The sequence below is a fragment of the Gemmobacter nectariphilus DSM 15620 genome (assembly GCF_000429765.1).
Taxonomy (GTDB): Bacteria; Pseudomonadota; Alphaproteobacteria; order Rhodobacterales; family Rhodobacteraceae; genus Wagnerdoeblera; species Wagnerdoeblera nectariphila.
In genome coordinates, this window is the sequence record NZ_AUCM01000008.1 from 42,185 (window position 1) to 67,863 (window position 25,679).

General features: G+C 67.2%; 24 protein-coding genes and 1 tRNA gene. 15 read left to right on the forward strand and 10 right to left on the reverse strand.

Features of this window, described 5'->3' with window-relative positions:
- Window positions 1–108 precede the first annotated feature (108 nt).
- Window positions 109–1,128, forward strand: a complete 1,020-nt coding sequence (locus tag G481_RS0109390) for a dipeptidase (protein ID WP_028029804.1) — start codon at window positions 109–111, stop codon at window positions 1,126–1,128.
- 18 nt (window positions 1,129–1,146) lie between these two features.
- On the opposite strand, the gene hemP is transcribed toward G481_RS0109390, so the two are convergent.
- The 3 genes from hemP to hslV form a co-directional block, all read right to left on the reverse strand.
- Complete coding sequence (gene hemP, locus G481_RS25420; protein WP_084450811.1) at window positions 1,147–1,323, reverse strand: hemin uptake protein HemP; 177 nt, start codon at window positions 1,321–1,323, stop codon at window positions 1,147–1,149.
- Between the two features lie 293 nt (window positions 1,324–1,616).
- Window positions 1,617–2,924: an ATP-dependent protease ATPase subunit HslU gene (gene hslU / locus G481_RS0109400; RefSeq protein WP_028029805.1), complete on the reverse strand. Its 1,308-nt coding sequence runs from the start codon at window positions 2,922–2,924 to the stop codon at window positions 1,617–1,619.
- 260 nt (window positions 2,925–3,184) lie between these two features.
- Window positions 3,185–3,745, reverse strand: coding sequence for an ATP-dependent protease subunit HslV (hslV, locus tag G481_RS0109405; RefSeq protein ID WP_028029806.1), 561 nt, complete (start codon window positions 3,743–3,745; stop codon window positions 3,185–3,187).
- Window positions 3,746–4,144: 399 nt separating this feature from the next.
- Between hslV and G481_RS0109410 the strand changes: the two genes are divergently transcribed.
- Window positions 4,145–4,528, forward strand: a complete 384-nt coding sequence (locus G481_RS0109410; RefSeq protein WP_028029807.1) for a TadE/TadG family type IV pilus assembly protein — start codon at window positions 4,145–4,147, stop codon at window positions 4,526–4,528.
- A 2-nt stretch (window positions 4,529–4,530) separates the two neighbouring features.
- Window positions 4,531–5,838 (forward strand): pilus assembly protein TadG-related protein, encoded by a 1,308-nt coding sequence (locus G481_RS0109415; RefSeq protein WP_051294435.1) that lies wholly within the window; start codon window positions 4,531–4,533, stop codon window positions 5,836–5,838.
- 301 nt (window positions 5,839–6,139) lie between these two features.
- On the opposite strand, the gene G481_RS0109420 is transcribed toward G481_RS0109415, so the two are convergent.
- Window positions 6,140–8,410, reverse strand: coding sequence for an adenosylcobalamin-dependent ribonucleoside-diphosphate reductase (locus tag G481_RS0109420; RefSeq protein ID WP_028029809.1), 2,271 nt, complete (start codon window positions 8,408–8,410; stop codon window positions 6,140–6,142).
- A gap of 360 nt (window positions 8,411–8,770) precedes the next feature.
- Between G481_RS0109420 and G481_RS0109425 the strand changes: the two genes are divergently transcribed.
- On the forward strand, window positions 8,771–9,199 hold the full coding sequence (locus tag G481_RS0109425; protein ID WP_028029810.1) for a DUF1489 family protein: 429 nt from the start codon (window positions 8,771–8,773) through the stop codon (window positions 9,197–9,199).
- A gap of 134 nt (window positions 9,200–9,333) precedes the next feature.
- On the opposite strand, the gene G481_RS0109430 is transcribed toward G481_RS0109425, so the two are convergent.
- Window positions 9,334–10,332: a YcjF family protein gene (locus G481_RS0109430; RefSeq protein ID WP_028029811.1), complete on the reverse strand. Its 999-nt coding sequence runs from the start codon at window positions 10,330–10,332 to the stop codon at window positions 9,334–9,336.
- A gap of 146 nt (window positions 10,333–10,478) precedes the next feature.
- Here G481_RS0109430 and G481_RS0109435 point away from each other — a divergent pair, with 146 nt between their 5' ends.
- From G481_RS0109435 to G481_RS0109445, 3 genes are all read left to right on the forward strand, one after another.
- Window positions 10,479–10,793: a hypothetical protein gene (locus G481_RS0109435; protein ID WP_028029812.1), complete on the forward strand. Its 315-nt coding sequence runs from the start codon at window positions 10,479–10,481 to the stop codon at window positions 10,791–10,793.
- A 220-nt stretch (window positions 10,794–11,013) separates the two neighbouring features.
- Window positions 11,014–14,025, forward strand: coding sequence for an isoleucine--tRNA ligase (gene ileS, locus G481_RS0109440; RefSeq protein WP_028029813.1), 3,012 nt, complete (start codon window positions 11,014–11,016; stop codon window positions 14,023–14,025).
- Between the two features lie 365 nt (window positions 14,026–14,390).
- Window positions 14,391–14,834 carry a methylated-DNA--[protein]-cysteine S-methyltransferase gene (locus G481_RS0109445; RefSeq protein ID WP_028029814.1) on the forward strand — a complete coding sequence of 148 codons (444 nt, stop codon included), beginning with the start codon at window positions 14,391–14,393 and terminating at the stop codon, window positions 14,832–14,834.
- A gap of 408 nt (window positions 14,835–15,242) precedes the next feature.
- On the opposite strand, the gene ybgC is transcribed toward G481_RS0109445, so the two are convergent.
- Together ybgC and G481_RS0109455 are read right to left on the reverse strand one after the other, a co-directional pair.
- Entirely contained in the window at window positions 15,243–15,635 is a 393-nt protein-coding gene (gene ybgC, locus G481_RS0109450) for a tol-pal system-associated acyl-CoA thioesterase (RefSeq protein ID WP_028029815.1), read from the reverse strand.
- The gene (locus G481_RS0109455; protein ID WP_028029816.1) at window positions 15,632–16,273 is read right to left on the reverse strand and encodes a hypothetical protein; all 642 of its coding nucleotides are present in this window, start codon (window positions 16,271–16,273) and stop codon (window positions 15,632–15,634) included. Before G481_RS0109455 ends, ybgC begins: the two co-directional genes overlap by 4 nt.
- Window positions 16,274–16,362: 89 nt before the next feature.
- Between G481_RS0109455 and G481_RS0109460 the strand changes: the two genes are divergently transcribed.
- Both G481_RS0109460 and G481_RS0109465 read left to right on the forward strand, forming a co-directional pair.
- On the forward strand, window positions 16,363–17,070 hold the full coding sequence (locus tag G481_RS0109460; RefSeq protein WP_028029817.1) for a M48 family metallopeptidase: 708 nt from the start codon (window positions 16,363–16,365) through the stop codon (window positions 17,068–17,070).
- 294 nt (window positions 17,071–17,364) lie between these two features.
- Window positions 17,365–17,438, forward strand: a tRNA-Gly gene (locus tag G481_RS0109465).
- Window positions 17,439–18,010: 572 nt separating this feature from the next.
- Here the strand turns inward: G481_RS0109465 and G481_RS0109470 are convergent.
- Window positions 18,011–18,322 carry an ETC complex I subunit gene (locus G481_RS0109470; RefSeq protein ID WP_028029818.1) on the reverse strand — a complete coding sequence of 104 codons (312 nt, stop codon included), beginning with the start codon at window positions 18,320–18,322 and terminating at the stop codon, window positions 18,011–18,013.
- Window positions 18,323–18,728: 406 nt separating this feature from the next.
- Here G481_RS0109470 and G481_RS0109475 point away from each other — a divergent pair, with 406 nt between their 5' ends.
- Genes G481_RS0109475 through G481_RS0109490 form a run of 4 tightly spaced genes read left to right on the forward strand, consistent with a single transcriptional unit; the run spans window position 18,729 to window position 22,423 of the window.
- A complete protein-coding gene (locus G481_RS0109475) occupies window positions 18,729–19,859 on the forward strand; it encodes a DNA polymerase III subunit delta' (RefSeq protein ID WP_028029819.1) in 1,131 nt (376 codons plus the stop codon).
- Window positions 19,856–20,656: a TatD family hydrolase gene (locus G481_RS0109480; protein ID WP_028029820.1), complete on the forward strand. Its 801-nt coding sequence runs from the start codon at window positions 19,856–19,858 to the stop codon at window positions 20,654–20,656. The genes G481_RS0109475 and G481_RS0109480 overlap by 4 nt, the downstream gene beginning before the upstream one ends.
- Window positions 20,653–21,456: an MBL fold metallo-hydrolase gene (locus tag G481_RS0109485; RefSeq protein WP_028029821.1), complete on the forward strand. Its 804-nt coding sequence runs from the start codon at window positions 20,653–20,655 to the stop codon at window positions 21,454–21,456. Before G481_RS0109480 ends, G481_RS0109485 begins: the two co-directional genes overlap by 4 nt.
- Window positions 21,457–21,493: 37 nt before the next feature.
- Window positions 21,494–22,423 carry an AEC family transporter gene (locus tag G481_RS0109490; protein WP_028029822.1) on the forward strand — a complete coding sequence of 310 codons (930 nt, stop codon included), beginning with the start codon at window positions 21,494–21,496 and terminating at the stop codon, window positions 22,421–22,423.
- Window positions 22,424–22,665: 242 nt separating this feature from the next.
- Here the strand turns inward: G481_RS0109490 and G481_RS0109495 are convergent, their stop codons facing one another.
- Window positions 22,666–23,250, reverse strand: coding sequence for a malonic semialdehyde reductase (locus G481_RS0109495; protein ID WP_028029823.1), 585 nt, complete (start codon window positions 23,248–23,250; stop codon window positions 22,666–22,668).
- 202 nt (window positions 23,251–23,452) lie between these two features.
- On the opposite strand from G481_RS0109495, the gene G481_RS0109500 reads away from it, so the two are divergent.
- Window positions 23,453–23,944 carry a flavin reductase family protein gene (locus G481_RS0109500; protein ID WP_028029824.1) on the forward strand — a complete coding sequence of 164 codons (492 nt, stop codon included), beginning with the start codon at window positions 23,453–23,455 and terminating at the stop codon, window positions 23,942–23,944.
- A gap of 7 nt (window positions 23,945–23,951) precedes the next feature.
- On the opposite strand, the gene G481_RS0109505 is transcribed toward G481_RS0109500, so the two are convergent.
- Window positions 23,952–24,371: a hypothetical protein gene (locus tag G481_RS0109505; protein ID WP_028029825.1), complete on the reverse strand. Its 420-nt coding sequence runs from the start codon at window positions 24,369–24,371 to the stop codon at window positions 23,952–23,954.
- An 80-nt stretch (window positions 24,372–24,451) separates the two neighbouring features.
- Between G481_RS0109505 and G481_RS0109510 the strand changes: the two genes are divergently transcribed.
- Window positions 24,452–25,459, forward strand: a complete 1,008-nt coding sequence (locus G481_RS0109510) for a hypothetical protein (RefSeq protein WP_028029826.1) — start codon at window positions 24,452–24,454, stop codon at window positions 25,457–25,459.
- The last annotated feature ends 220 nt before the right edge of the window (window positions 25,460–25,679 follow it).

Consider the following 25,679-nt stretch of genomic DNA (forward strand, 5'->3'; position numbering starts at 1 on the left):
GCTTAAAGGGGCGATGGAACGCGGGGGTTGTCAAGCGCTCTCCTTCGGCAGATTGTCACCCCCGCACATCAAGTTGGGCATCGGCCCAACAGCTAAAGGACGCGGACTTTGACACAGACATACCGGGTATTCGACGGACACAACGACCTGCTGCTCCATCTGCATGCCCAGGCCGATCTGCGCGGTGACAGCTTCCTGACGGGCCGCGAGGGGCATCTGGATCTGGAAAAATGCCGCGCAGGCGGCTTTGCGGGCGGCTTTTTCGCCATCTATGTCCCGCCCGAAAACCGCACTGGCGCCGCCCGCACTGCCCCCGTCGCCCCCGACCGCGCCCGCGCCATCACCCTGGAGGCGGCGGCCATCTTGCTGCGCCTCACCCGCGCGCGCCCCGATGTGATCCGCCTGTGCACCTCGGCCGCGCAGATCGAGGCCGCAAACCGCGATGGCGCCATCGCCGCGCTGATGCATGTCGAGGGGGCCGAAGGCATCGGCCCCGATCTGGCCGAACTCGAGGTGCTGCACGCCGCCGGCCTGCGCAGCCTGGGCCCCGTCTGGTCACGCCCGAACATCTTCGGCCATGGCGTGCCCTTTGCCTATCCGGCCACGCCCGACATCGGCCCCGGCCTGACCGATGCGGGCCTGCGTCTGGTGGCAGAATGCGAACGGCTGGGCATCCTGATCGACCTGAGCCACCTGAACGAGGCGGGGTTCTGGGATGTCGCCCGCCTCTCCTCGCGTCCGCTGGTGGCCACGCATTCCTGCGTCCATGCCATCTCGCCCCACAGCCGCAACCTGACCGACCGTCAGCTGGCGGCGATTGCCGAATCGGGCGGCGTGGTGGGCCTGAACTTCGGCTGCCAGTTCCTGCGCGAGGATGGCGAGCGGCGCGACGATACCCCCCTTGCCACCATGGTGCGCCACCTTGCCTATCTGGTCGAGCGGCTGGGCGAAACCGGCGTGGCCCTCGGGTCAGATTTCGATGGTGCACTCATGCCGCAGGCGATCGGCACGGCGGCCGGTCTGCCCGCGCTGACCGAGGCGATGCAGCAGGCCGGCTTTGGCGCGGCACTGATCGAGCGGATCTGCTGGCAGAACTGGATTGACCTGTTGCGCCGCACCATCGGCTGATCGCTGCGTGCAAGCGCCCTATTTGGTCAGGATCAGCTTGCCCTGCCGGGTGATGCGCAGCGTATAGGTCTGCCCTTCCAGGACGATCTGCGCCAGATTGCCCCCTCGCGTCAGCTGAAGCGCCGAATGAACCGGCAGCGCGGGGGCCGGGGCGATGGTCGTGGCGGCGGGAATGGTGCGGTCATGCCAGCTCATGGGAACTCCTGCAGTTGCGGCGATCCGGGGCTGGGCCAGTCGGCCGGGCTGGGATGATCAATTCCTGACTTAATTACTCATATATGTCAAGCCCAGCCATCGCCCCCCCGGGCCGGCGCTGGTAACCAGCCCCACCCGCCCCGCAAGTCCGGCCACCCAAGCCGCGCCGCCTGCGTCCTGCTTCACCTTCTGCAAATACCCTCGGGGGCGGGGCCGGCAGGGCCGGCACCGGCGGGGGCGGACGGCCCCCGAGGCGGGCGGGGCCCCCTCGATGGGGGCACCGCACGCCCCCCTTACAGAACGTAGCGTCCCAGATCGGCAGACCGGGCCAATTCGCCCAGCTGCGCCTCGACAAAGGCGGCATCCACCACCACGGCCTCGCCGCCCCGGTCGGGGGCGTGAAAGGACAGCTCCTCGAACACCCGCTCCATCACGGTATACAGCCGCCGGGCGCCGATGTTCTCGACCGTGCGGTTCACCTCGGCAGCGATCCCGGCCAGCGCCGCGATCCCCTCATCGGTAAAGCTGACCTCGACCCCTTCGGTCGCCATCAGCGCGGTATATTGCCGGGTCAGCGCATTGTCCGTCTCGGTCAGGATGCGGCGGAAATCGGCCTCGGTCAGCGCGCGCAGCTCGACCCGGATCGGCAGGCGCCCTTGCAATTCGGGCAGCAGATCCGACGGCTTGGCCACATGGAACGCGCCCGAGGCGATGAACAGGATATGGTCGGTCCTGACCGCCCCCAGCTTGGTGGAAACCGTCGTGCCCTCGATCAGCGGCAGCAGGTCGCGCTGCACGCCTTCGCGGCTGACATCGGCGCCGCGGGTTTCCGCCCGCGCCGCCACCTTGTCGATCTCGTCGATGAAGACGATGCCGCTTTCCTGCACCGCCTCCAGCGCGGCGGCCTTGACCGCCTCGTCATCCAGCAGCTTGTCGGCCTCTTCGGCGATCAGCACCTCGTGGCTTTCCGCCACCGTCATGCGCTTGCGCTGGCGCCGCCCGCCAAAGGCCTTGCCGAACAGATCCTGCAACCCCTGCATCTGGCCTTCCATCCCCTGCCCCGGCATCCCCGGGAACATCTGCAAGGACGGCGCGGGGTCCGCGACCTCGATCTCGATCATCGTCTCGTCCAGCTCGCCCCGCTTCAGCCGGCCGCGGAACAGCTCGCGCGTCTGCTCGCGCGCATCGGCCCCGGCGATGGCGGCAATCACCCGGTCCTCGGCCGCGCGGTGGGCCCGCGCCTTGACCGCCTCGCGCATCCGCTCGCGCGTCTCGTGCAGCGCCACATCGGCCAGATCGCGGATGATGCTGTCGACATCGCGGCCGACATAGCCCACTTCGGTGAACTTCGTCGCCTCGACCTTGAGGAAGGGCGCATTGGCCAGCTTGGCCAGCCGGCGGCTGATCTCGGTCTTGCCGACGCCGGTCGGGCCGATCATCAGGATGTTCTTCGGCTGCACTTCCTCGCGCAGACCCGGCGCCAGCTGCTGGCGCCGCCATCGGTTGCGCAGGGCGACGGCAACGGCGCGCTTGGCCTCGCTTTGCCCGATGATGAAACGGTCGAGTTCCGAAACGATCTCGCGCGGGGTCAGGTCGGTCATGGCGGCTCCTGTGGTCGTTGCGCATCACTTAGAGACGGCGACACGGCGATTCAACTGCTGCGCCTGGCCGGGCCCCGATCCCTTGGTTTTCCGATCCGTGCAGGACCGGGCCATGCGCCCCCACCAGACCAGCGCCACGGGGCAAGCGGCTGGCAGGGTGCAAAACCCGGGGACTTTCGCAGGCTCCTTGCCGTGGCCTGTCGCTGCGGCCTGGGGGCTTCCCCCCCGGCTGGCGGGCAGGACTGCGGCCAGCGCCCCCGTCACGCCCCCCGGATCGCCTCGATCGTCAGCTTGCCGTTGGTATAGACGCAAATGTCGGCCGCAATCGCCATGGCCTTGCGCGCCACCTCTTCGGCAGGCAGATCGGTTTCCATCAGCCCGCGCGCCGCGGCCAGCGCGAAATTGCCGCCCGAGCCGATGGCGGCCACGTCATGTTCCGGCTCCAGCACGTCGCCCGCGCCGGTGATGACATAGATCGCCGCCCCGTCGGTCACGATCAGCATGGCTTCCAGGTTGCGCAGATACTTGTCGGTGCGCCAGTCTTTGGCCAGTTCCACGCAGGCGCGCAAAAGCTGGCCCGGCGCGGCCTCCAGCTTGCGCTCCAGCCGCTCGAGCAAGGTGAAGGCATCGGCGGTGGACCCGGCAAAGCCCACCACGACCTCGCGCCCGCCAGGGTTCAGGCGGCGCACCTTGCGCGCGGTGCCCTTGATGACGGTCTGGCCAAGGCTGACCTGCCCGTCCCCCGCCACCACCACCTCGCCGCCCCGGCGCACCGCCAGGATTGTCGTGCCGTGCCAGCCGGGAAAGCGCTCGTCCGCCATTGATGCCTCCATGTCTCTGGCCCCCATATGGCAACCCGCCATCCAGCGCGCAACCGGATGGCGGCCCAGCCGCCCCTGCCCCCGGCAGGCAAAAGGCATGTCCGGGGCAAGACACCGGCAGTTTTCAGACAGCGCGACCTCGGCAACAAGGCCGCCTTGCGCTGGCCTGCGCGGCCAGGCGCCCATGCCCAAGCCCCTGTGGCGCCGGTATGACCGGGGCGGGTCGCGATCCAGGCTGAAACCGGGCCGGGTCCCTTTGCGTTCCGCGAAGCTTATCGTAAAAAACGGCGAAATTTGCTGCTTTTCCGCCACAATTCAAAGCTAGTGGAAAATGACTGTTTCCGAAACTCGGCACTTTCTGGGGATGAGGACATGCCACACGGCCCACCACGGTCACGCTTGGCATCTGGCTTTTGCAAGGATGAAAGCGGCGCTACGACCATCGAAGTCGTCATCTGGCTTCCGATCTTCGTGCTGATCTTCTGCATGATCGTCGATGCCACGATGATCTTCGGCAAACAGGCCGAGGTCTTGCGAATCGTGCAAGATGCCAACCGCGCCACATCCGTCGGCCGGTTTACCGATACCCAGGACACCGAGGCCTTCATCGCAGCGCGCATCGCCGCGATCTCGCCGCATGCAACGGTGACGACGACGGCCGACGATGGCGTGATCGTGTCAACGGTCATCATGCCGGCGTCGGATCTGACGGCGACGAAATTCATCTCGGCCTTCACCTCGCTGAATGTGCGGGTGCGCTCCGAGCAGCTGTCGGAAGCCTGACCGTGTATGCCCGGGCCAAGAACTTCCTGCGCGACGACTCGGGCGCTGGCACCGCCTTCAGCCTGTTTCTGGTTCTGACACTGCTGATGGTGGGCGGCTATGCCGTCGATCTGCAATATGTGCTGACCGCCCGGACGCGGCTGCAAAACACCGCCGATGCGGCGGCACATGCGGCGCTGCTGGCCCGCGATACGATGTCCGCCTCGGACGCGGCCGACCGGGCTGTCGAGATCGCGATGGGCAACATGCCGCCGGATCTGCATGGTGTGACGGTCGAGGCCCGCGATGTCGAGTTCGGCTTCTGGGACGAGACGGCCGCAAAGTTCATCCCCGACGCCAATTCGCGCAGCGGCGTGCGCGTGACGGCCCGCAGGGTCGAGGAACGGGAAAACCCGGTCCCGACGTTTCTGTTCAAGCTGGTCGGGCTGGATCACTGGAACATTTCTGCGGTCTCGACCTTCATGACCTACAATCCCAGCTGTCTGCGCGAAGGGTTCGTTGCGAACGGGGTGGTCGATCTGCAATCGAACAACCTCTATTCCAACGGGTTCTGCATCCATTCCAACACCTATGTGTCGCTGAACTCGAACAACACCTTCGAGCCGGGGACGATCGTGTCGATGGCCAACCTGTCCGATATCGAGCTGCCGAACTCGGGCTACAAGACGAACATCGGCCTTGAACAGGCGCTGCGCGAAGGGTCGTGGAACATCCGCATCGTCTCGCGCATTGCCAGGATCATCGAGCAGCTGGAAAACTTAGATTCGCGGCGCATGCCCGACTATATCGTGACCGCCGGCTACGAGATTTTGCCCAGCCGCCTGGTGACCGCCGCCAATCTGGTGCCCGGCCATGCCTACAAATACACCTGTGGCAGCAAGGGCAATTCGACCCTGACCTTCGACAACAATGTCGTGGTGGACCGCAACGTCATCATCACGGATTGCGAAATCCGCTACAACGCGGGTGTCCAGCTGGAAGATGCGATCCTGGTCTCCAAGAGCACCGACGCCAAGGCCCATACCGCGCCCTCGGGCCTGATCGTGGGCCGCGACGATCACTGTGCCGAGGGCGGCGGCGCGCAGCTTCTGACGCTGGGCGGCATGAGCTTTCCGGCCGATCTGCACATCTATGGTGGCCAGCTGCTTGCGGTGGGCGACATCGAATTCTCGGCCAATGCCGACGGGGTCGAAGGCGCGGCCATGGTTGCCGGCGGCCAGATCTCGGGCACATCGAACATGAACATGGGGTTCTGCGGCACGGGCACCGAGGACAACATCTATGTCCCCTACTTCAAGATGGTGATGTGACAGCAGCCCGTACGCGGTCCGGCGACGTTTCGGACCCGTGTTGCGCGCTGGCGGCAGGGCAAGGCGCCGCCCATTGCCCCCGCCGCCTGAGCCGAAATGAACAGGCGCCCCCGGTCGATCCGGCGCAACTTGCCCCTGACACGGCCCCGCAAAGCCAACCGGCCCACCTTGTGCGCAACAAGATGGGCCGGTTCGTCTCAATGGGTCAGGCGGCTGTGGGGAAAGTCCGGCAAGGTGCCATCGCTCTTTCCCCGAATGGCAAAGCGCTCCGGGAGCTTTCAGGGCTTTTCCCCCGCCAGCCTCAGGCGCATTTCGAATGGCCACAGTCGGCGCAGGTCATGCAGCCCTCGATCATCTTCATCGCATAGCTGCCGCAGGACGGACAGGCCGGGCCGCGGGGGCGGGTGCCGACTTGCATCACCTCGGCCTTGGGATCGGATTTCAGCCCCATCCCCTCGCCGCCGATGAAGCCGATATGGATCAGGTGCCGCTCGATCACCCCGCCGATCGCGGCAAGGATCGAGGGGATGTAGCGCCCTTCCATCCAGGCGCCGCCGCGCGGGTCAAAGACGGCTTTCAGCTCCTCGACCACAAAGGAAATATCGCCGCCGCGCCGGAACACCGCGCTGATCATCCGGGTCAGCGCGACGGTCCAGGCGAAATGTTCCATGTTCTTCGAGTTGATGAACACCTCGAAGGGCCGGCGGTGCCCGGCGATGACGATATCGTTGATGGTGATGTAAAGCGCATGTTCGCTGTCGGGCCATTTCAGCTTGTAGGTTGCCCCTTCCAGCGCGGCCGGGCGGTCCAGCGGCTCGGACAGATAGACGACCTCGCCCCCCGCTTGCGGCGCATCGGCGGGCGCCTTGTCGGCCGACTCGGATACTGTCAGGACCGAGCCCGTCACATCGTTCGGCCGATAGGTGGTGCAGCCCTTGCAGCCCATGTCCCAGGCGGCCAGGTAGACATCCTTGAAATCGTCAAAGGAAATGTCCTCGGGGCAGTTGATGGTTTTCGAGATGCTCGAATCCACCCATTTCTGCGCCGCCGCCTGCATCTTCACATGATCCATCGGCGGCAGGGTCTGGGCATTGGCGAAATAGTCGGGCAGCGGCGCATCGCCCCTCAGCTCGCGCCACAGCGAGACGGCATAATCGACCACCTCTTCCTCGGTGCGCGAGCCATCGGGCTGCAGCACCTTGCGGGTATAGGCATAGGCGAACACCGGCTCGATCCCCGAGGAAACATTGCCGGCGAACAGGCTGATCGTGCCGGTGGGGGCCACGCTGGTCAGGTGGCTGTTGCGGATGCCATGGGTGCGGATCGCCTCGCGGATATCCTCGTCCATCCGCAGCATGTTGCCCGAGGCCAGATAGCCCTCGGCATCGAACAGCGGGAACGGGCCCTTTTCCTTTGCCAGATCGACCGACGCCAGATAGGACGCCCGCGCGATCGCCTTCATCCAGGCCTCGGTCTGCGCGACCGCCGCGTCCGATCCATAGCGCAGCCCCAGCATCAGCAGCGCATCGGCCAGCCCGGTGACGCCAAGCCCGATCCGCCGCTTGGCCTGCGCCTCGGCCGCCTGCTGGGGCAGCGGAAAGCGGCTGGCATCGACCACATTGTCCATCATCCGCACCGCCAGCCGGACCAGGTCGTCCAGCGCCGCGGGGTCAAGCTGCGCGTCGGGCGTGAAGGGGTTCGTCACCAGCCGCGCCAGATTGACCGAGCCCAGAAGGCAGGCACCATAGGGCGGCAAGGGCTGTTCCCCGCACGGGTTGGTCGCGGCGATGGTTTCGACATAGCTCAGGTTGTTGGCCGCATTGATCCGGTCGATGAAGATCACCCCCGGCTCGGCAAAATCATAGGTCGCCCGCATGATGCGGTTCCACAGATCGCGCGCCTCGACGGTCTTGTAGACCTTGCCGCCAAAGGTCAGCTCCCACGGCGCATCGGCCTTGACGGCCTCCATGAAGGCATCCGTGACCAGCACCGACAGGTTGAACATGCGCAGCCGGGCGCTATCCTGCTTGGCGGTGATGAAGGCTTCAACGTCCGGATGATCGCAGCGCATCGTCGCCATCATCGCGCCGCGCCGGCTGCCGGCGGACATGATGGTGCGGCACATCGCATCCCACACATCCATGAACGACAGCGGCCCCGAGGCATCGGCCGAGACGCCCTTCACCTCGGCCCCGCGCGGGCGGATGGTGCTGAAATCATAGCCGATGCCGCCGCCCTGCTGCATGGTCAGCGCGGCTTCCTTCAGCATGTCGAAGATGCCCGACATGCTGTCGGGGATCGTGCCCATGACAAAGCAGTTGAACAGCGTCACCGCCCGCCCGGTGCCCGCGCCTGCCACGATGCGCCCGGCCGGCAGATATTTGAAATCTTCCAGCGCGCTGTAAAAGCGGTCCTCCCACAGCGCCGGATCGCGCTCGACCGAGGCCAGCGCACGGGCGATCCGGCGCCAGGTATCTTCGACCGAGCCGTCGATCGGGGTGCCGTCGGCCTCCTTCAGCCGGTATTTCATGTCCCAGATCTGCGCGGCAATAGGGGCGGCGAAACGGCTCATGGCGATCCTTCGGAAGGTTGGCTGGGGCCGGCGCAAGGGCGGCCGGCGGGGTCCAGAGGATAGGCTCCCGCCCTGCCCCCGTCAACGTGCCCGCCAGACCTGCGCCGCATCCTGCCGGCAGGTCGGCAAGCCGCACATCGTCGGAAAGCCGCCCGGCAGCCCTGCGGGGCTGGCTGCCCGGCCCGCTGACCGCGCAACCTGTCGCTCGCTCGGGCGGCGCCGCGCAAGATGTTGCCCCGCCCCGGATGACCGGCGCCGATCTGCGCCCCCGCAACCGGCCATCAGCCCCGGCATTGCGAGGGACGCTTGCCCCTGCCGCAGGCCTCTCTAGAATGGGTGCCCCATGCCAACGGACCTGCCATGCCCGATCCCGTCAACCTTGTGAAACTTTGTGTCGGCGCCGACAGCGTCCAGGATCTGCTGGACTGGCAGGACAGCCAGCGCCACCATTATCCGCCCGGCCGCACCTTCCACATCACCCGCATGTGGCCCAAGCGCGAGGCCGAGGTGCTGCAAGGCTCGCTCTACTGGGTGTTCAAGGGCCAGATCCTGGCGCGGCAGAAGATCCTTGAACTTCAACGGGTCGAAGGGGGCGATGGCATCGCCCGCTGTGCCATCCATCTGGATGCACGGGTGATCCGCACCGAACCGGCGGCCCGCCGCCCGTTCCAGGGCTGGCGCTATCTGAAACCCGAGGAAAGCCCGCGCGATCTGCCGCAAGCCCGCGCCACCGACGACAGCCTGCCCCCGGACCTGGCCGCCGCCTTGGCCGACATCGGCCTGCGCTGACAAGAACGACGCAGGCAAGGACGCCAAGGGCCTGCCCCCGCCAGTCGCACGCCGGGCTGCTTCTTTGCCTTTTTCAAAATACCCCGGGGGGAATTGGCCGGAACGGCCAAGGGGGGCTGGCCCCCCGATCCTTCTCAACCCTCGCCCCGGCCGGTGCCAAAGAACCCGGCCAGCGCCCGACCCAGAAGGTTCGTGACCTTTGGCTCGGGCAGCACGTCAAAGGGCAAGGGCCGGCAAACCTCCATCGCGGCGATGCCGACGCGGGCGGTCAGCGCGCCATTGACCACCCCCTCGCCAAAGCGGCGCGACAGCCTGGACAGCACCCCGCCCCCGGCAACCGAGGAAATCAGATCATCGCCCACCGCCACCGCGCCGGTGGCAAGCAGATGGCCAAAGACCCGGCGCAGCACGCGCCAGCTGCCGAAACTGCCTGCGCGGCCGCCATAGATTTCGGCAATGCGCCGGATCATCCGCAGGTTCGCGGCCAGCGCCACCGCCACATCGACCAGCGCCAGCGGCACCAGCGCGGTTGCCGTGGCCACCCGCCGCGCTGCGGCCTCGATCTCGCGCCGCGCCGCCTGGTCGGGGGCGGCGAGCAGCTCGGTTTCCGCCAGCCGGATCAGCCCGTCGGCATCCATCATGCCCTCGGCCTGCTCTGTCAGCCGGGTCAGGCCCCAGGCCATTTCGGGCCTGCCGCCGTAAAGGTGGCGCAGCTCTGTCACGACCTTGCGGGCAGCGGGCAGATCGGCCGCTGCAACCGCCCCGGCGGCGCGGGCGCGCATCCCGTCGATGCGCCCCAGACGCAGCCAAGCCGCCCATTCCCGCCCCGCGATCCACAGCAGCGCCAGGACCGCGAGCGCCGCCAGCGCCAGCGCCAGCCCGCCCAGCAGCGGCGAGCGCGCCAGCAGCCCGGCGATGAAATCCGTCGCCGCGATCCCCAGGGCCAGCGAGACGAACAGCCCCCCCGCCCAGGCCAGCACGGCTCCGGCCCGGCTGCCGCGGGCGAGCGGGCCGGCCAGCGCCGCAACGGCGCCGGTGGGCGCACCGGCCGCCTCGGGCACTGGCGGCGCCTCGGCAGGGCTGGGGGCCGGGCCGTCAAGCTCGACGATGAAGGGGCGGCGGGGATCGGACATGGCGGGCTCCGGCGGTTCCTGACTGACTTGGGCGCGCCGGCAGGCAAGTGCAAGGGCTTTTGGGAGTGCGTTCAGGGCGGGGATGGGGGGCGCTGCCCCCTGCCAGCGTTGCGGCGGCGGTGCGGTTGCGCCTGCCCCCGGGGTATTTGGAAAAAGGCAAAGCCAAGCCGCTTGCGCGGGGGCCGCCGGACCCGCGCGGCATCATTGCCACCAAGGCGGCGCCGGTGGTGTCGCATCTGGCCAAGGTGGGGTTCCATGGCGGGCCGGCCAGCGCGATGGCCGGCACTGACTGGATCATGGTAGCGATTGCGGCGCCCTTTGCCAGACTGTGCACCCAGGCCGGCTATCTGATCTTGCAGCGGCTGACCGACCCGCATTTCCGGCGCTGGACGCGGCCGATCGTCATGATGATCGGCATTTTCCACCTTGGGCGCGGGTTGACCTTGCTCCTTGGCGCCTGATGGGTAATGTGCGCCCGCGAGACAAGACATGGCACAGATGGATTCCCCTTTCCCCGATCCGGCCGGCCGCGCGGCGATTGCCGCCGCCGTGACGCCCTGCGGTGCAGGTTCGGGGGGCATTGCGCGAATTAGCGGCCCGGCGCGCTGAGATCACCGCGCCGGGTGTCCTGTCATGGCCTGCGATCAGGCCGCCACCAACGCCATTCAAGGATCAACGCCGATGTGCGCCGATACCCCCGACTACCGCTCTTCCGTCTTTCTGCCCGAAACCGCCTTTCCGATGCGTGCAGGCCTGCCGCAGCGCGAGCCTGACTGGCTGGCCCGCTGGGAAGCAATGGGCATCTATGACCGTCTGCGCGACAAGGCCGCCGCGGCCGAGGCGCAGGGCACCCCGCGCGCGCCCTTTACGCTGCATGACGGCCCGCCCTATGCGAACGGCCATCTGCATATCGGGCACGCGCTGAACAAGGTGCTCAAGGATTTCATCGTCCGCAGCCAGCAGATGATGGGCCGCGACAGCCGCTATGTGCCGGGCTGGGATTGCCATGGCTTGCCGATCGAATGGAAGATCGAGGAACAATACCGCGCCAAGGGCCTGAACAAGGACGAGGTGAACGTGGTGGATTTCCGTCAGGAATGCCGCCGCTTTGCCGAAGGCTGGGTCGATATCCAGCGCGAGGAATTCAAGCGCCTTGGCGTGACCGGCAACTGGGCCGATCCCTATCTGACCATGGCCTATCACGCCGAGGCGGTGATCGCCGAGGAATTCATGAAGTTCGTGATGAACGGCAGCCTCTATCAGGGGTCCAAGCCCGTGATGTGGTCGCCGGTCGAAAAGACCGCCCTGGCCGAGGCCGAGGTGGAATATCACGACCACACCAGCCATCAGATCTGGGTGGCATTTAAGATCTCTGATGTAACCAGAAATCAGTATGGCTTGCGTGGCGGTTTGGTTGAGGATAGCGGTGAATTGCTCGCTATATCGGATGCCTATGTTCAGGGGCGCCAACTTCTCGCAGACGATGTACGGGTGGTGATCTGGACCACGACGCCTTGGACCATCCCGCAAAACCGGGCCGTCGCCTATAGCCCCGAAATCGCTTATGGCGTGTACGAGGTGACAGGCCGGCCCGAAGGGTCGAATGCGACCATTGGGATGCGCTATCTGCTGGCCGACAAGATGGCAGCCGGGGTCTTTGCCGCCGCCAAACTGGACGAGGGCATGTATCGCCGCCTTGGCGATGTGCCGGCCGACACCCTGCGCGGGCTGACCCTTGCCCACCCGTTCCGAGGGGCTGAAGGCGCCAATGGCGAATGGGATTACGACGTCCCCATGTTGCCCGGCGATCATGTCACGGATGATGCAGGCACCGGCTTTGTCCATACCGCGCCCAGCCATGGCGATGACGACTATCAGCTTGGCCTGAAGTTCGGCCTGCCGATGACCTATAACGTCGAACCCGACGGCAGCTATCGCCCCGACCTGCCGATCTTTGGCGGTCAGGCGATCCTGACCCCCGAGGGCAAAGAGGGCCCGGCCAACGTCAGCGTCATCAAGCAGCTGGCCTATGCGGGTGCGCTGCTGGCCAAGGGCAAGCTGAAGCATTCCTACCCGCACAGCTGGCGGTCCAAGGCGCCGGTGATCTATCGCAACACGCCGCAGTGGTTCGTCGCCATCGACCGCAAGCTCGATGACGGCATGACCACCTATGGCGAGACGATCCGCCAGCGCGCGCTGACCTCGATCAACCAGCTGGTGCAATGGACCCCGCCTTCGGGCCGCAACCGCCTGCATTCCATGATCGAGGCCCGCCCCGACTGGGTGCTGAGCCGCCAGCGCGCCTGGGGCGTGCCGCTGACCTGCTTTGTCAAGAAGGGCGCGAAACCGACCGACGCCGATTACCTGCTGCGCAACGCGGATGTGAACGCCCGCATTGCCGCCGCCTTCGAGGCCGAAGGCGCCGATGTCTGGTATGTGCCGGGCTTCAAGGAAAAGGTGCTGGACGGCATCGTCGATCCGGCGGCCTATGATCAGGTGTTCGACGTTCTGGACGTGTGGTTCGATTCGGGGTCGACTCATGCCTTCGTGCTGCGCGACCGCAAGGATGGCACGGTGGACGGGCTGGCCGACCTTTACCTTGAAGGCACCGACCAGCACCGCGGCTGGTTCCATTCCTCGATGCTGCAAGCCTGCGGCACCAAGGGGCGGGCCCCCTATCGCGGCGTCCTGACCCACGGCTTCACGCTGGACGAGAAGGGCATGAAGATGTCCAAATCGCTTGGCAACACCGTGGCCCCGCAAGAGGTGATCAAGGAATACGGCGCCGACATCCTGCGCCTGTGGGTCGCGCAGTCGGACTACACGATCGACCTGCGCATCGGCAAAGAGATCCTCAAGGGCGTCGCTGACAGCTACCGCCGCCTGCGCAACACGCTGCGCTTCATGCTGGGGGCGCTGAACGGCTTTACCGAGGCCGAACGGATTGCCCCCGCCGACATGCCCGAGATGGAACGCTGGGTGCTGCACCGGCTGGCCGAACTGGATGCCGAGGTGCGGGCGGGCTACACGGCCTATGACTTCCAGGGCGTGTTCCAGAAGCTGTTTGCGTTCTGCACCACCGATCTTTCGTCGGTCTATTTCGACGTGATCAAGGACACGCTTTACTGCGACGCGCCGGACAGCCTGCGCCGGCGCGCCGCGCGCACGGTGCTGGATCTGGTGTTCCACCGTCTGGTGACCTGGCTGGCCCCGGTGCTGGTCTTCACCATGGAAGAGGTCTGGCTGGAACGCTTCCCCGGTGATCGCTCCTCGGTCCATCTGGAGGACATTCCCGCAACGCCCGCCGACTGGCTGGACGAGGCGCTGGCGGCAAAATGGGCGCGTGTCCGTCAGGTCCGCCGCGCGGTGACGGCCGCGCTCGAGGTGCAGCGCACCGCCAAGGTCATCGGCTCTTCGCTGGAAGCCGCGCCTGTGGTGCATGTGACCGATCCTGACCTGATGGCGGCGCTGAAGGGTGTCGACATGGCCGAGGTCTGCATCGTCTCGGCCATCGCGCTGACCGCCGATCCCGAACCGGCCGAGGCCTTCCGCCTGCCCGAGGTTCCGGGCGTCGCGGTGGTGTTCGAAAAGGCCGAGGGCGAGAAGTGCGAACGCTGCTGGCAGATCCTGCCCGACGTTGGCAGCCACGCCCACCCCTGCACCTGCGCGCGCTGCAACGCGGTGCTGGGCTGACCCTGGACCGGCCGCGCCTGCCCGGGTTGCGGCCGTCTACTTGACCGAATTGGGCCCTTTGCACGGCGGCGCATGATCTTGCGCCGCCCTGCCTGGTTCAGGCCGAGGACCCGCAGCTGGCATCGCAGCCGACACGGGACAGACGCACGGCGCCCGTCCCTCCTCAGCTCGCTGGGGCGGCGCCTCGTCAAGGTGCCAGCCCAGCAACCCGCACGGAAAACGCCAGCCCGCGTCCCGCCATGCCCTGACGGCACGGGGCCGCGCGCCGCCACCGACACCCTGCACAAAGCCACGCACCGACCACCGCGCGGCGGCCCCTTGTGCCGCCGCTTGCCAGCGCCCTGCCCGCCGTGGTTCACTGCCCCATGCCGCAGATCACCGTGCCCTCGCCTTTCGGCCCCCTGACCATCATCGAAACCGGCGGCCTCTTGCGTCGGGTGGACTGGTGCGCCGCCGAACCGGACCCCTCGCCCCTGCTGGAAAGGGCCGCCCACCAGATCGCCGCCTATTTCGCCGGGGATCGCGGCGGCTTCGATCTCCCCTTCGATTGGGGCGAGGGCCTGAACGCCCGCGTTCGCCGCGCCATGGCGGCCATTCCACATGGCGAGACGCGCACATATGGCCAGATCGCCCGCCAGGTTGGTGCCCCCGCGCAAGCCGTCGGGCAGGCCTGCGGCGCCAATCCGCTGCCGATCCTGATCCCCTGTCATCGGGTGGTGGGCACCAACGGCTTTGGCGGCTTCTCCGCCCCCGGCGGGGTCGAGACCAAGGCCGGCCTGCTACGGCTGGAAGGGGCGCTGCTGCTTTAGCCCGGATCGACCTTCAGACAACGCCCGCGACACCGGCCCCCTGCTGGCCCGGTTGTCCTTGCCGTGGCACCCCTTGCGAACTGCCCGTCCGGGGCGCCCGGATGGCAACACGAACACCGCCCCTGCCCGCGCCTGATCGGATACCACATCCCCCCTGGCCACACCCGATCAGGACCCAAAATCACCGCCCCAGCCCAGCGAAAGCGATCCACACGTCGCTCAAAGGCCCGGCAAATCCGGAAAGCCGACAGCCTGGCGGCAAGGCAGCCCGCATCTTTGCCCTGCCCCTTCATCTGTCCCCAAATATCCCACGGGGAGGTCCGGAGGGGTGTGAAACCCCTCCGGGGCCGGGTCCTTCGCCAGCGAACGTCAATCGCGCCCCAGAAAGCTAGCCCCCTTAGCAATGCCCTACCCTGCCAGCGCCGCCCTCAGCGCCTCGGGCATCCGCGCGGGCCGCCCGTCCTCGCGCAGCGCCACCAGCCCCACGCGGGCCGCGAACAGCCGCTGATCGCCGCGCCAGACCTCTTGTACCAGCTCGATCCGCGCGCCGCTCAGCGCCGCCAGTTCCGTGCGCACCTCCAGCAAATCGTCGAACCGCGCGGGCGACAGATAATCCGCCTCGACCCGGCGCACGGCAAAGACGATCCCGCTCTCGGCCTTGAGCCGCCCCTGATCCACCCCCAGACCGCGCACCCATTCGGTGCGGGCCCGCTCGATGAATTTCAGATAGTTTGCGTAATAGACGATCCCGGCAAGATCAGTATCCTCGTAATAGACCCGAACCGCGAACCGATGCATCACGCATCCCCCGCCGCAAGCCGCGCGAACAGGCGCAGCGCATGGGCGCCATCGCGGGCCGATGCCGGCAGAACGGGATCATAGGCCGCCCGGATCACCGCCGCCACCGCCGGATGCAGCACCGCCTGCCCCGATCCCGCCTGCACCAGCACGCCTTGCGGCAAGGCGCCGTCGGCCCACAGGCAGATCATGCGCACCGCCTGATCCAGTGCCAGAACCTCGGCCGGCACCTCGGACAGGGCCGCGTCCATTCGCAAAAAGACAAAAGCCGCCCGGATCGCGCCGCTTTCGTCAAAGCGGAACATGCGATACTGGTTCGCCCCCTGCGCCTGAAGCCGGGCAACCAGCGGGCCCAGCCCCTCGATCAGCCGGTCGAGGTTGGGCACCCCGGTCAGCTCGTCCCAGTCGCGGCAGAAGAAGACCATCAAGTTGGCGCCAAGCTCGGGGTCGTGTTCGGCCATCCTGTGCCCGGCCAGCGCGACCACCGCCTCGATCCCGCCCTTGACGATTGCCAGCGTCGCATCGTCAACCCCAAAGACCACCGGCACGATGGGGCGGCCCCAGCGGGCAAAGACATAGCCCTGAGGCCGGGTGAACAGCGCCTCGACCGAAGCGGGCGACGGGAAAGACAGATCGGCCATGGGTTACTCCTTTGCCCCCATCAAGCGTGACCGGCAGCCGGATGCAAGCGGGGTTTGACTTGCGCCCGCCCTGCCCCCATCTTCCGGCCATGATCAAGTTCGCCCCCATCCTGCTGGCTGTTGCCTATGCTGTCGCGCTGTATCTGTTTTCGGCATGGCGCACCAAGCGCGTGCTGGATCAGGCCTCGACCCCGCTGCGCGATGCCGAACTCGAACAGCTGACCGCCCGGATGGCCCGCGCGCTGGACGTGCCGAAAATCCCGGTGGCGATCTACGAGATCGAGCCGGTGAACGGCCTGGCGGCTCCCGATGGCCGCATTTTCCTCACGCGCGGGTTCTATCAGAAGTACCGCAGCGGCGAAGTCACGGCGGCAGAGCTGTCCAGCGTCATCGCGCATGAGCTGGGCCATGTCGCGCTTGGCCATACCCGGCGCCGGATGATCGACTTTTCCGGCCAGAACGCGGTGTTCGTCTCGCTGGTGGCGCTGCTTTTGCGGGCGATCCCGGTGATCGGGCCGCTGATCGCGGTCTGGCTGGCGAATTTCATCACCAGCATCCTGGCCGCGCGCCTGTCGCGCCGCGACGAATACGAGGCGGATGCCTGGGCCTCGGCGCTGCTGATCAAGGCAGGGCTGGGCACCGCGCCGCAAAAGTCGCTGTTCCGCAAGCTCGAGGCCTTGACGGGCCACAGCATGGCCCATGCCCCTGCCTGGCTGCTCAGCCATCCGAAAACCGCCGAGCGCATCGCGGCGATCGAGGCGAACGAGGCCCGCTGGGGCGCACCGCCCGCAAGCTGACTTCCCCGTCTGATCGGCGCCCTGGCGGGGCAGCACAGGCCACCCCGCCAGGCGCTGCCCGATTGACGCCCTGTCGCACCGCGACTGCATGCGCCGCCTTGCCAGCACGGCGCGCAGCGCGTCGGCCCGCGCGCAATCCGCGCCCATGGGTCGACCTTGCCACGCCGCGCAGATGACCTCCCGGCCCGCGTTTGCGACCACCATCACAGGCTTCATTTTCCAAAAGAATCGAGCCGCTGTTTGGCGTCGGACATCTTGCGCTCATCCGGTTCTGCGGCTATCTAGGCTCCAGTTGCGGGTGTAGCTCAATGGCAGAGCGAGAGCTTCCCAAGCTCCAGACGAGGGTTCGATTCCCTTCACCCGCTCCACCTTCCTCCGACATGTGTTCTGCCCTGGATGCCTGCAAAAGCAGCGCCTTGGCCAAGGCTGACCCCGTCATGGCATGACGCTGGCCCTGGCCGTCCTGTGGCCCAAGGTCGGGATTTGTCCTGATACAAGGTTTTTCGGCAAACTGCCCTTGGGACGACCAGAGCGATGCCGCCCACCGATCAGCCAACCCGCACCAGCACATCCGACGGCGGCGCCATTGACCTGCGATGGAATCGGCCGTCTGCGGCTGACCACATGCCAGCCCTGCCAATGCCGCACCCGATGGCGCCTTTCAGGCAGGATGGTCGCCAAAGAGTCCACCCCGCCCTGCCCCCGGGATCGTGCAACCGTCACAAGGTGAACAAGGGTATTGACGTGCGCGCCGTATGACCATGGCAGCGCAAACCGTTCCCGGTCTCATGCCCCACGGCTCATGCAAGCGCCAAAGATGCCAAGGGCTCTACCAGGCCCCACCGGCGCGGCACGGAATGCCAATGAATATGCTCTGAACCCGGCCGATAAAGCACCCGATCCGGTGCCGTCACACCGCCACATGATCCGCGACTGCGGTTCAGTGCGTCCAGGCACCCTTGCGGTTGGTGGCGAAATTCTCGCCATAGCCGGCAGGACGGATGTTCGGCGCCCGCTTGTGGGTGCCCAGCACATCATAGGCCAGCCCCTTGGACTTGGCATAATCCTCGGCCGCCTCGCGGCTGGCAAAGCGCAGCTTCACCTGGCGCTGCGTATCGCCTGACGAGGTCCAGCCCATCAGCGGGTCGATCTCGCGCGCCGAGGCCGGGGCGAATTCCAGCACCCAGTCATGGGTCTTGGCCATGCCGGACTGCATGGCATTGCGGGCGGGCTGATAGATGCGGGCGCGCATGAAACTCTCCATCGGCTTGCGGGTCCGGTTCTGGCAGATCACCGGCCAAGGCGCAAGGGCTTGCACCCGTCATATGGCCCCGAATCCCTCGGGCCAGGGCCCAGCGCACGACCCTGCACCGCGCACCCGCAATCTGGCGCGACGGCCGCCGCTCATCGCCCCCGCCGATCTGCACGCCCGCCCATACTCCCCCAGCCGCACCAGCCCCATTCAGCGAACCTCATGCCAACGTCCCCCCGGCCCGGCCCGCTTTCCCTTTCACCTTGCTCCAAATACCCATCCTCATCCACCGCCCCGCGCACCGCCCGGCAGGCAGCCGCGCCAGCGCCGGCCGCGGGGGCTCGATGCCCCCGCGGCCGGCCCCTCCCCCGTTGCCCTTCCCGGCCAAACCGGCATAGTGGCGCCAATGGCGAAATCCCCCGACTCCGATCACCTCCCCGAACCCGACCGCGCCGAAGGTGCCCCCCACCCGCGCGACACCCGCCTGCTGCTTGGCCAGGACCGGGCCGAGGCCGCCTTCCTTGACGCTTATGCCTCGGGGCGGCTCCACCATGGCTGGCTGCTGACCGGCCCAAAGGGCGTGGGCAAGGCCACCCTTGCCTGGCGCATCGCCCGCTTCCTGCTGGCCACGCCCGACGATCAGGGCGGCTTCTTCGCGCCCGCGCCGCCGCGCAGCCTCGACATCCCCGAGGACGATCCCGTCGCCCGCCGTATCCGCGCCCTGTCAGAGCCGCGCCTGTTCCTTCTGCGCCGCGGCGCGAACGACAAGGGCGATGCCCTGACCCGCGAGATTACCGTGGGCGAGGTGCGCAAGATGAAATCCTTCTTCGCGCTGTCTGCCGCCGATGGTGGCCGGCGCGTCGCCATCATCGATGCTGCAGACGAATTGAACACGGCTGCCGCCAACGCCTTGCTCAAACTGCTCGAAGAGCCGCCCGAAGGCGTGACCATGCTGCTGGTCTCGCACCAGCCGGCGCGGCTTCTGCCCACCATCCGCTCGCGCTGCCGGGTGCTGGCGCTGCATCCGCTGACGCCCGCCGACATGGCCAGCGCGCTCAGTGCCGCCGGGGCCGAGGTGCATGACCCGCAGGCCATGGCGCAACTGTCCGGCGGATCGGTCGGCGCTGCCATGCGGATCGAGGGGCTCGACGGCCTTGCCCTTTACGCCCGCCTGGTCGAGCTGTTCGCCACCCTGCCCCGGCTGGACCGGCCGCGCGCGGCCCAATTGGCCGAAACCACGGCAGGCAAGGGGGCCGAGGGGCGCTTTGATCTGCTGCTTGAACTGACCGACCTGTTCCTGGCCCGCGCTGCCCGCGCCGGCGCCACCGGCCAAGTGCCGCCCGAGGCAGCGCCCGGCGAATCCGCCCTGATCGCGCGCCTGTCGCCCGATCCGCAGGCTGCCCGGCTCTGGGCCGACCTTGCCCAGACGCTGGGCCTGCGCGCGCGGCGCGGCCGGGCGGTCAACCTTGACCCTGCCGCGCTGGTGTTGGATATGCTGCTCAGGATCGACGCGGCAGCGCGGGGGGCACGGCCATGACAATCGAGCTTGTGGACAGCCACTGCCACCTCGACTTTCCCGATTTCGACGGCGAGATCGACGCCTTGATCGATCGCGCCCGCGCCGCAGGCGTGACCCGGATGGTGCATATCTGCACCCGCATCGCCAATCTGCCGCGCGCTCGCGCGCTGGCCGAGGCACATGAGGGCGTCTACTTCTCCTTCGGGCTCCATCCGATGAGCGTCGGCAAAGAACCCGCGCTGTCGCTGGAGCAACTGATCGACGCTGCACAACACCCCAGGATGGTCGCCATTGGCGAGACCGGCCTCGACTACCACTATACGCCCGAATCGAAAGACGCCCAGCAGACCAGCCTGCGCCTGCATATCGAGGCGGCGCAGATCACCGGCCTGCCGCTGGTGATCCACGCCCGCGATGCCGATGACGACATGGCGCGCATCCTGACCGAAGGCTATCGCGCCAGACCCTATACCTGCGTGATGCACTGCTTTTCCTCGGGCGAGGCGCTGGCGCAGGCGGCGCTGGATCTGGGCTTTTACCTGTCGATGTCGGGCATCGCGGCCTTTCCCAAAAGCCACGATCTGCGCGCGATCTTTGCCCGCGCACCGCTCGACCGGATCCTTGTCGAGACCGACAGCCCCTATCTGGCCCCGCCCCCCTATCGCGGCAAGCGGAACGAGCCGGCCTATGTCGTCCACACGGCCAAGGTCGGGGCCGAGGTCTTCGGCCTCAGCTATCAGGACTTCGCGGCCGCCACCTCGGCCAATTTCGACCGGCTGTTCACACGGGCCGCACGCAAGGCGGATGCAGCATGACCGACAGGTTTCGCTATACCATTCTTGGCTGTGGCTCTTCGGGCGGGGTGCCGCGCCTTGGCGGGCACTGGGGCGAATGCGACCCCGAAAACCCCAAGAACCGCCGCCGCCGCTGTTCCATGCTGGTCGAGCGGGTGTCGGATCGTGGCATCACGCGCGTGCTGATCGACACGACGCCCGACATGCGCGAACAGTTGCTGGGCGCCGACATCGGCACGCTGGATGCGGTGGTCTATACCCATTCGCACGCCGATCATGTCCACGGCATCGACGATCTGCGCATGATCGTCTTCAACATGCGCCGGCGCCTGCCGGTCTGGGCCGATGGGGCAACGCAAGATGCGCTGCTCTCGCGCTTTGGCTATGCCTTCGTGCAGCCCGAAGGCAGCCCCTATCCGCCCATCCTGAACCTGCACACCATCCGGGGCGCATTCGAGATTGACGGCGCCGGCGGGCCGATCCCGTTCCTGCCGTTCCGGGCCGATCACGGGTCGATGGACACGCTGGGCTTTCGCATCGGCGGGCTGGCCTATCTGCCCGATGCCGTCGCGATCCCCGAGGAAAGCTGGCCGGTGCTGGAGGGGCTCGACCTATGGGTCGTCGATGCGCTGCGCCGCACCCCGCACCCGACCCATGCGCATCTGGCCCTGACGCTGGAATGGATCGCAAGGGCAAAGCCTGCCCGGGCGATCCTGACCAACATGCATATCGACCTTGATCACACCATGGTCGAGGCCGAAACCCCCGCCCATGTCAGCGCCGCCTATGACGGGATGGTGCTGGAACTGCCCGCCGCCTGATACGCTGCCCCCGTCGGGCGGCCCCGGATCCCCGCCCATGCAAGCCCTGTTCGACGTCATCCTGCCGGTCTTCCTTGTGCTGGGGTTCGGCTATGTCGCCGTCTGGCGCGGCTGGTTCCAGGAAGGCTGGATCGACGGGCTGATGCGCTTTGCGCAGAACTTTGCGATTCCCTGCCTGCTGTTTCGCTCGATCTCGCGGCTGGATCTGGCGGCAGAGCTGCACCCGGGCATGCTGGTCAGCTTTTACGCCGGTGCGCTGATCTGCTTTTTCGTCGGGCTGATGGGCGCGCGCCACCTGTTCGCCCGGCCCTGGCCCGATGCGGTGGCGATCGGCTTCGTGTGCCTGTTTTCCAACTCGGTGCTGCTCGGGATCCCGATCACCGAACGCGCCTGGGGCCCCGAGGCGCTGGCGCGCAACTTCGCCATCGTCGCGCTGCACTCGCCCTTTTGCTATCTGGTCGGCATCACGGCGATGGAAATCTCGCTCAACGCCGGTCGCTCGCTGCGCGAGGCGGCCCCGCGCATCCTCAGGGCGATGTTCCGCAATGCGATGGTGCTGGCGATCTTTGCCGGTTTTGCCGTCAACCTCTCGGGGCTGGCGGTGCCGGCGATGCTGGGCGATGCGCTGGACATGATGGCCCGCGCGGCACTGCCCGCCGCGCTGTTCGGGCTTGGCGGCACGCTCTATCGCTATCGGCCCGAAGGCGATCTGCGCACCATCCTGATGGTGGTGGCGATCTCGCTGGGGCTGCATCCCGCGATCACCTGGACCCTGGGATCGCTGCTGCATCTTGATACGGCCGCATTTCGCTCGGCGGTCATCACGGCGGCCATGGCACCGGGGATCAACGCCTATCTCTTTGCCAATCTCTATGGCGTCGCCCGCCGGGTCGCAGCCTCGTCCGTGCTGGTCGCAACCGGCACCACAATGATCACGGCGTGGTTCTGGCTCAGCGTGCTGCCCTGATCGCCCCCGCCCGTCGGAGGGCATGATCGCGGCCGTCGCATGGGTATTTGGAAAAAGGCAAAGGGGCAAAGCGCGGCGCCTGGTCCCATCACCTTTCTGAAAATACCCCCGCCGGAGGCATCTGCCACCAGCCAACCGGCGCAACGGCGCATTCAGGGCGCACGCCGCGCTTGCGCGGCGCCCGGCCCAAAGCCCCGGGGCGCCCCCGGCAGGGGGCGGCGCGGGGGTGCGGGAGCGCCCGGTCAGACGATCCGGGCCGCCTGATCGAAGCTCAGGCGCGGCAGGCGGGCATTGTCGGGGTTTGCCTTGAACCAGCCAAGGTTCATCAGGAACAGCGGCTCCCACGCCGGATCGTCCACCAGCGCCGCCTTGGCCTTGGCCCGGTCAAAGCCGGCCATCGGGCCAACACCAAGCCCCAGCGACCGCGCCGCCGCGATCAACATGCCTGCCTGAAGCAGCGCATTGGTGCGGGCCGAACCTTCGCGCACGGCCGGATCGGTGTAATATCCGCGCACATCCGACAGCGGGAACACCTCGGGCAGGTGGCGGGTGAAGTCGGTATCGGCACAGACCAGCACGCTGACCGGCGCCGCCATGGTCTTGGCCCGGTTGCCCGATGACAGCGCGGGCTCAAGCCTGGCCTTGCCTTCGGGGGTCTGGATGAAGACCAGCCGCAACGGCTGCTGGTTGAAGGCCGTCGGGCCAAGCAGCGCAAGCGCCGTCAGCTCCTCCAGCACATCCTGCGCGACCGGACGGTCCTCGAACTCGGGGTGGCTGCGCGAGATGCGAAAAATCTGGTCGAGGGCCGTATCGTCAAGACGGGACAAGGCGTATTCCTTCGGGCAAGTCGGTTTGGGACGGACCGGGGCCGTGCCGGCCCGGGCTTGATGTGAAATACCCCCTGGACCGGCAAGTTCAATGTGCGCCAATGCGAAGCCGTCATGCGCCCGGCGCGCGCCTCGCCGCTCTTGACCTGATCTGCGGCATCGCGTTTACAGCAAGGCAAGTTCTGAACGCGGAGCCTTCGACATGAGCCAGACCTTCGTCCCGGATGCCGACCCCCGTGCCTTTCGCAATGCCCTCGGGCGTTTTGCGACCGGCGTCGCGCTGGTGACGGTGGCCGGCCCTCAGGGGCCCGTCGGCTTTCTGGTGAACAGCTTTGCCAGCGTCTCGATGGATCCGCCGCTGGTGCTGTGGTCGCCGGCGCGCACCTCGAGCCGCTTTGGGCATTTCGAAAATGCGCAGCACTATGTGATCCACATCCTGGCCGAGTCGCATGACGACTGGATGCCGCGGTTTGCCCGCGATGGTGCCGGGTTCGAGGGGCTGCCCCACGAGGTGAACCCCGAAGGCGTGCCGGTCATCGCCAGCGCCCTCGCCCGCTTTGACTGCGAACGTCATGCGGCCCATGACGGGGGCGATCACCTGATCATCGTCGGCCGCGTCCTGCGCGCCGCGATGACCGAGGGCGCGCCGCTGGTGTTCAGCCAGGGCCGCTATGGCCAGTTTACGGGCCGCTGAAACACCCTCAGGGCATCAGGATCTGTGCCCGCGCATAATCCTGCCGCAACTCGGTGCCGTCTTTCAGCACCACGATCACGGTCACGGTCTGCAAGGCATCGGCCGGCAGGTCGGCATAGGGCAGCCGGTCCGCCGGAATGGCATTGGGCTGCGCGGTTCCGGTCAGGCAGGGCGGCATTTCCCACACCCGCGCCGCTTCGGTCGAATTCACGGAAAACCGCACCTCGGCCATGCCGCAGCGCCAGCTTTCCAGATGGGTGAAATACAGCAGCTCCTTGCCCTCCCAGGGGCGCAGGGCCAGCCAGCTGGCGCGGGTCGCCTCGAGGATCGGGCGGATTTGCGCGGCGCTGGTGAAGTGCTGGGCCAGCGCCGGCTGCGCGGCAACCAGCGGCGCGGCCAGGGCAACGGCACGAGACAGGCGGCGCATGATCATCTCCGATCACTTTCGTGCTTCGGCGCATGTGCCTATAGTGCCGGCAACCGGCTGAAGCGGTGAACGGGGACAGCATGACAGGCAAGGCCGCACAGGCGCAAGCGTTCAACATCGTCATCGTGGCGCAAGCCGGACGCCTGCAATACGAGGCGCTGGTCTTTGCCGCCTCGCTGGCAGCCCATGCCCCCGCGCTATCCGCCCGCCTGTTCCTGGCCGAGCCTCTGCCAGGGCCGCGCTGGCCCGGCGATCCGCGCATCGGCAATCCGGCGATCCGCGAGGCGCTGCAAGGGATGGGTGCCCGCTTCATCGGGTTCGAAAGCCGGTATTTCGGCGCCTCCTACCCCTATGGCAACAAGATCGAGGCACTGGCCGCGCTGCCCGAAGGCGAGCCCTTCGTGTTCTTCGACACCGATACGCTGGTGACCGGGCCGCTGGACCGGGTGGCCTTCGATTTCGCGCGCCCCTCGGCCTCGGTGCAGGTGGAACCGACCTGGCCCGAGCCGCAGCCCTATATTGCCGGCTATGACAGCATATGGCGCGCGCTGTATGATCGGTTCGGGCTGGATATCACGCCGACGCTCGATCTGTCGCAGCCCGAGGACTTCTGGAAGCGCTACATGTATTTCAACGCCGGCTGGTTCTTTGGCGCCTGCCCGGTGGCCTTTGGCAAGAGGTTCGCGGACTATGCCGTTGCGATCCGCAATGCGCCGGGCGACATCCTGGCAGCGCAGTCACTTGACCCCTGGCTGGATCAGGTGGCACTGCCGCTGGTGATCGCCTCGTTCGGCGGAGGGCGGCCAGGGCCGGAACTGGACGGGCTGGACGGCGATATCACCTGCCATTATCGCGCGCTGCCGCTGCTCTATGCGCGGGAATCCGACCGGGTTGTCGATGTGCTGGAAGAGGTGACCGCAGACAAGGCGCTGAAACGCCTGCTGCGCGAGTGGGAGCCCGCGAAGAAGCTGATCTATCAGGGCAAAGGCCGCCAGAAGGTGCGCCCGCTGTTCGACCGCGCCGATCTGCCGGTGCGCGAGCAGGTGATCCGCAACACGATCAAGCGCGAAGGCTGGTGGCTGCGCTGAGGCATGGGCCGGGGCGCTCCCGCAGGTCGTGCGCCGGGCCAAGGCCCGGCTGCTCCCTTTGGGCCAGGCGCCGCGCGTTCCGCGCGGCGGCCTCCGGCGGGGATATTTGGATCAAGGCGAAAAGCCAGACCCCTGCGAGGGGATATTTCGCCTTGAAGAAAATATCCCCGCCGGAGGCTTCCGCGCTATCCGCTGCGCGAGCGCAACCCAGAGAGTGACC